General features: G+C 38.9%; 7 protein-coding genes. All 7 read right to left on the minus strand.

All coding sequences use genetic code 11. The features are described from left to right. Positions 1–627, minus strand: a 627-nt coding sequence (locus tag GX687_00415; GenBank protein HHX95921.1) for a hypothetical protein, incomplete at its 3' end; no start/stop codon positions are given. An 11-nt stretch (positions 628–638) separates the two neighbouring features. After that, complete coding sequence (locus GX687_00420; GenBank protein HHX95922.1) at positions 639–1,127, minus strand: hypothetical protein; 489 nt, start codon at positions 1,125–1,127, stop codon at positions 639–641. 58 nt (positions 1,128–1,185) lie between these two features. Next, a complete protein-coding gene (hisJ, locus tag GX687_00425; protein ID HHX95923.1) occupies positions 1,186–2,022 on the minus strand; it encodes a histidinol-phosphatase HisJ in 837 nt (278 codons plus the stop codon). Between the two features lie 17 nt (positions 2,023–2,039). Continuing rightward, on the minus strand, positions 2,040–2,681 hold the full coding sequence (locus GX687_00430; GenBank protein HHX95924.1) for a protease complex subunit PrcB family protein: 642 nt from the start codon (positions 2,679–2,681) through the stop codon (positions 2,040–2,042). Between the two features lie 7 nt (positions 2,682–2,688). Beyond that, positions 2,689–3,012 carry a P-II family nitrogen regulator gene (locus tag GX687_00435; GenBank protein HHX95925.1) on the minus strand — a complete coding sequence of 108 codons (324 nt, stop codon included), beginning with the start codon at positions 3,010–3,012 and terminating at the stop codon, positions 2,689–2,691. 14 nt (positions 3,013–3,026) lie between these two features. After that, the gene (locus tag GX687_00440; protein HHX95926.1) at positions 3,027–3,728 is read right to left on the minus strand and encodes a DUF1538 domain-containing protein; all 702 of its coding nucleotides are present in this window, start codon (positions 3,726–3,728) and stop codon (positions 3,027–3,029) included. 15 nt (positions 3,729–3,743) lie between these two features. Next, positions 3,744–5,468 (minus strand): 2Fe-2S iron-sulfur cluster binding domain-containing protein, encoded by a 1,725-nt coding sequence (locus GX687_00445; GenBank protein ID HHX95927.1) that lies wholly within the window; start codon positions 5,466–5,468, stop codon positions 3,744–3,746. Positions 5,469–5,567: the final 99 nt, after the last annotated feature.

Consider the following 5,567-nt stretch of genomic DNA (forward strand, 5'->3'; position numbering starts at 1 on the left):
TACAAATTGTGCAAAATCACTGGCTAAATTAATTTCCGGATATGCAGCCATGTTTTTCTCTAATAGTCGAAATCCGTTGACAATCGTATTATCTTCTAATTTTTCATCTGCAGCATAAGCATCCATTTCTACAGCTGTCCAACTTAATTCTTCACGCAAAATTTTTGCACCCAACTGATTCAAATCCGCAGCCAAAGCTCGAGAACGCTCATATAATACTTCGATTGCTTTAACCCTTTCGGCTTCTTTTGCTTGATCCTGTTCAGTAATCTGACTTAAAAAAACAGCCGCAGCCGTACTAACATTATTTAAAAAATTCTCGGTTTGTGATAAGGGTACCAAAGCCAAAGGCAAACCCCCAATATTAGCCTGAGCGGCAAAAGCTTGCCTCCATAAAGCAGCTAAAGACATAATTTTTTGTTCAGGAGAAGTACTAATTAAATTTTGAGCCAATTGACCTGTGATTTCATCCAAATGCCAAGTAAGTTCATGAAAAGCCTTTTGATATTGTCCTTCAGCCCGATTCTGCAATTTTTGTCTTAATTGTTTTTCACGATAGCCCCCGATAAGACTGCTAATCAGTATTAAAATTAAGATAGCGGGGACCAACCAGCGATGTTTACGCATCCCAAACCTCCCTACCTAGCAAAAACATGATGCCCAATACGGGCAATAATGGGACGAGACCAAATCCAACGCGAAGTGGCTGTAGACGGATTCCAATAATAAAGGGCACCTCCAGTAGGATCCCAGCCATTAATTGCGGCCCGTGCCGCTTGTACTGCTGAAGCTAAAGCTGGTCGAAAATATTGACCATCTACTACAGCATCAAAAGCACCAGGTTCAAAAACCACCCCATAAACAGTATTAGGGAAATTAGGATTTTTAACCCGGTTAACTACTACCGCTCCCACAGCTACTTGACCTAAATAATCTTCCCCCCGGGCTTCTCCGGTAATTAATTTAGCCAAGACATATACATCATTGGCAGATACCGTTCCCCCTTTGTCAGCCTTCACTTCAATGGCTCCAAAAGGTCTTTCACCTTCTATTTTATCTTTTTGTAAGTAATAGCCGACAATGATTAATAAGACTAGCAATAAGAAAAAAATTGCTTTTCGCCTCATCCCATCTACCCCTTTATTTATGCGGTAGAATTAGTATCGGCAAAAAAGCAATTTTTTATTATCCCCTTAATTTTAAAAAGTGCTCATAACTGCGTCCCACATTTTTTACCTGGTGGGCATCTGAACCGTAAATCAACGGTATCTTTAATTTTTTGGCCATTTCGAAAATCCATGGAGCGGGATAAGGTTCCAAACAGTATTCACGGTGCAGACCAGACATATTGGCATCAATACTGTAACCATGTTCTTTCATATAAAGCAGTAAATCCCCTACTGTTTCTTTTAATTTTTCACTAACCACACCAGCTTGTCCAAAATAATGCTGAAACTTATTACAAAGAGTTAAATGGCTAATTCTTTTAGGTTTATAAGGTCCCAAATCAGCCTGCATAGCCTGTTTTATAGTCTGATAATATGCTAACTGAGCTTTTTCATAAGAACCATAATAATCAATAAGGCTTGTTTGAAAATCAGCCGGACTGAGGTCTACACAACGCCAACCACCCTGACCCTCAATAATATGCACTGAAAGCAATCCATCTTCCAAAAAAGGACCATATTCTTTTAATACTGCCCGTAAATATTGATGTTCATCAGCCAAATAATCAATTTCCAAACCCACCAGTAATTCAATCTGATCTTTATATTTTTTCTTTAAAGCCAGCATCTCTTTAAAATAACCATCAAGGTCATCATTTAAAAAACCGAAGGCTTCTTTTACTGTCTGCGGATAATCAAATTCCCTTAAAAAACTATCTGGTAATGGTAAATGCTCTGTAAATGAATAAACTTGAAAACCTAATTCGATAGCCCTTAGAACAAATTCTTCTGCATGTTCACCAGAGCCATGTAAACAATAATGAGTATGTGTATGACCATCCCTTTTTAAAGTCACTACAATTTTTCCTCCCTCTATCTTTTAGCCACTATGGGCAAAGCAGTATCTATTTCCAGCACTATCCAAGGATAAGTAATTACTTGAATCACCATTTCCCCAGGAGCTGGCTTTCTTTCTCGGTAAGTAACCACCACCTGCCCCGCTTTTTCTTCCACAGAAACAATTTCAATACTATAACCCCCGGTATTACGTTTCCCCAAACTAATTAATAGATATTGAGAATTTTCACCTGCCAAAACCTTACAAGCCTTAGTGCCACGGGTTTTTTCAACCAATTGCCGTACCTCTGTCGGCAATTCTGTTAAAATACGATAATTAACCGGTTCAACAATCATCCATTCCCCTTCTGCTTTGCTAAGGCAAAGTCTTTCTTTTTCCCCCTGATTAAAAAACACTATTTCCCAAAGTCCTCTTTCTTTTTCTTCTACTTTAACCTGCTGATCAACATAAACAGTTCCCGCTTGCCAGTGAACATCAGCCCCTAAAGCCTCTGCAAAATCACGCAGTGGAACTAAAGTACGATTCTCCGCAAGCTGTAATGGAATTTCACTTTTTTCACCATTCAACACCAATTCTAATTTCGGCAAGGCCATCAAGCCACTAGCCAAACAAATTAAAAAAACTACCCCAAAAAATAAGGTCAGTTTTTTTCTCATTACTCTATCACTCCTTTATTAAACGATGCCGCAAACCAACTAAATTATCAATAGGCAGTGTAAACATAATTCCCTTTCCCGGCTCTTTTAGTTTACCAACCTCAATAATTTCATCCCTGATCAAAGCATATTCCTTACGCGAAACAACCATTAAAATTATTTCCTTGGAAGATTCAATATGGATATTAAAAAAACTTTTAGCTTCATGTTCACCCGTACCGCGTCCATGAAGAATGGTGGCTCCACTTGCCCCGGCATTTTTAACGGCTGCTACTACTTTATCAGCTTGCCCTCTTTCTACAATAGCCACAATACATAGTACTTCCTCCATTTTTAAATACCTCCCTATATTTTAGTTAACAAACCTAAAATAAACACCGAAAACATGGCCCCAAAAGAAGTTAAACCGATGAGACCAAATCCACTTAAAAGTGGATCAGCGTGTTCGATAACTTTAGCTAATCCCAGGGCAATTGCTAAATTTAAAGGTATATTAACCGGACCAGTAGTGGCACTTGCCGAATCCATCCCCAAGGCAATATATTGTTCAGGCACAACAAAAGCCAAAATAATAAAGAGGACTAAAAAAGGCAAGATTATTTTACTAATGGGTATACCCTGTAATATTTTAAAGACACCCAAAGCCATCCCTAAACCAAAACCGATGGCTACAGCATGTAATAATACATTAGCTGGTAAAGCCCCTATCGAAATTTCTTCTGCTTCCAAAGCCAGTACCCGTAAAGCAGGTTCGACTAAGGTACCACAATAACCAATCAAAAAAGCAAAACCAACAATTAACCATTTATGCTCCATAATTACCAAATTCCGCCCTACATTTTCCCCCAAAGGGAGTAAACTTAAAGAAACTCCCTTTAAGAAAAAATGTAAACCCAAAACAGTTAAAACTACCCCCAAAACAAAACTTCTCATTTCTCCCAAGGTTTTTTTAAAAACAACCACTTGAAAAAAAACTAAAAGCAAAGTAATTGGCAGCACCGTATAAGCCGTTTTTAAAACGGCATTTAAACCTTCCCACAATTTCACTTTCTAAATTCCCCTTTATTCATAAACTTTCCGCCTAGAATAATAAGTGTGCAGCAATTCGTGTACTTCATGTTCCAATAAATGATCCAAATACTCTTCATATAATTTAATTATTGCTGGATTTTCATGAGATTTACGTATTTTAGCTTCTTTATCCAATTGATAAATAGCCTGTAGACGCTTTTCTTTAATTTCATCAGTAGCACCCAAGGGCTGACCGCCCCCACCTAAACAACCGCCAGGACAAGCCATAATTTCGATAAAAGCATAAGGACTCTTGCCAGCCTTAATCTCCTCCAGCAATATTTTAGCTTTCCCCAAACTATTGGCTACCGCTACCCTTACCTTTTGACCTGCCAAAACCAAAGCAGCCTCCTTAATGCCCTCCAAACCCCTTACTTCTTTAAAATCCAATTCCTTTAATTCTCGTGCTGTAACCATTTCATATACTGTACGCAGAGCTGCCTCCATGACACCACCAGATGCACCAAAAATAATAGCGGCTCCACTTGAATCTCCCAAGGGTTCATCATATTCTTCGGCAGGTAAAGAGGTGAAATCAAGACCAACCTCTTTAATCATCTTGGCTAATTCACGGGTACTTAAAACAACATCGACATCTTGAAAACCACTACTTTGCATTTCAGGACGCTGACATTCATATTTTTTAGCTAAACAAGGCATGATGGAAACCACAAAAATATTTTCCGGATCCAAATTAGCCTTTTGAGCATAATAGGTTTTAGCTAATGCCCCAAACATTTGCTGTGGGGACTTACAGGTAGAAACATAGCTCATTAATTCCGGATAAAAATGTTCCAAATAATTTATCCAACCAGGACTACAGGAAGTAATTAAAGGCAAAGGCCCGCCATCCTTTAAACGCTGCAGAAACTCCCGACTTTCTTCTACAATGGTTAAATCAGCCGTAAAATTAGTATCGAAAACCCGCTCAAAGCCCAAGCGTTTTAAACTAGCAATCATTTGACCAGTAGTAATTTCCCCAGGCTCTAGACCAAATTCTTCTCCTAAAGCTACCCGTACCGCCGGAGCAGTTTGTACCACTACCTGCTTAGTTTCATCTCTTAAAGCTGCCCATACTTTAGAAGTATCATCTTTTTCGGTTAATGCACCTACTGGACAAACATTCACACATTGTCCACAATAAACACATTCTGTAGCTCCTAAATCAAGTTCATAAGCTGTGGCCATTCCATAATCACCTGAACGTCCCCGCATATTTAAAGCACCCACTTGCTGTATTTCCTGACACACTTGTACACAGCGGCCGCATTTTATACACTTGTTGGGATCCCAGACAATAGCGGGATTATCATCACACAGGGGTAAATTACCAGCAGTTAACTCAAAAGGAATTTCCCGAAGATGATATTCATCAGCTAAACGTTGTAATTCACAATTTTGATTGCGTACACAAATTAAACATTCCTGCGGATGTGCGGCTAGAATCAACTCCAAAACAGTTTTCCTAGCTTCCCGTACGGCCGGTGTATTAGTAAAAATCTCATCACCAGCCCGTACCAAAGTATTACAAGCCGTAGCAAATCTAGAATGACCTTTAATTTCCACTAAACAAACTCGACAAGTAGCCTCTGGCTGTAAAGCAGGATGATGACACAGTGTGGGTATTTTAATCCCAGCTTGTCGAGCTGCCTCTAAAATAGTGGTACCTTCTGGAACACTAATTTCCCGATCATTAATCTTTATTTTTACCTGCATTAATTTCTCCGTTGCCAAAACCTTATAAAACTCTATAAGTTCTGTTTGTTTCCCTGTTCTTCCTGTCCAGTTTCGGATAAAACCTACCGCTGTTTGATA

It is taken from the genome of Clostridia bacterium, assembly GCA_012841935.1.
GTDB lineage: Bacteria > Bacillota > Peptococcia > DRI-13 > DTU073 > DUTS01.

Bases quoted from the DNA above. Each gene is read 5' to 3' on its own strand.
- GX687_00420 (HHX95922.1), bottom strand. From the start codon at position 1,127: ATGAGGCGAAAAGCAATTTTTTTCTTATTGCTAGTCTTATTAATCATT.
- GX687_00435 (HHX95925.1), bottom strand. From the start codon at position 3,012: ATGGAGGAAGTACTATGTATTGTGGCTATTGTAGAAAGAGGGCAAGCT.
- GX687_00445 (HHX95927.1), bottom strand. From the start codon at position 5,468: ATGCAGGTAAAAATAAAGATTAATGATCGGGAAATTAGTGTTCCAGAA.
- GX687_00430 (HHX95924.1), bottom strand. From the start codon at position 2,681: ATGAGAAAAAAACTGACCTTATTTTTTGGGGTAGTTTTTTTAATTTGT.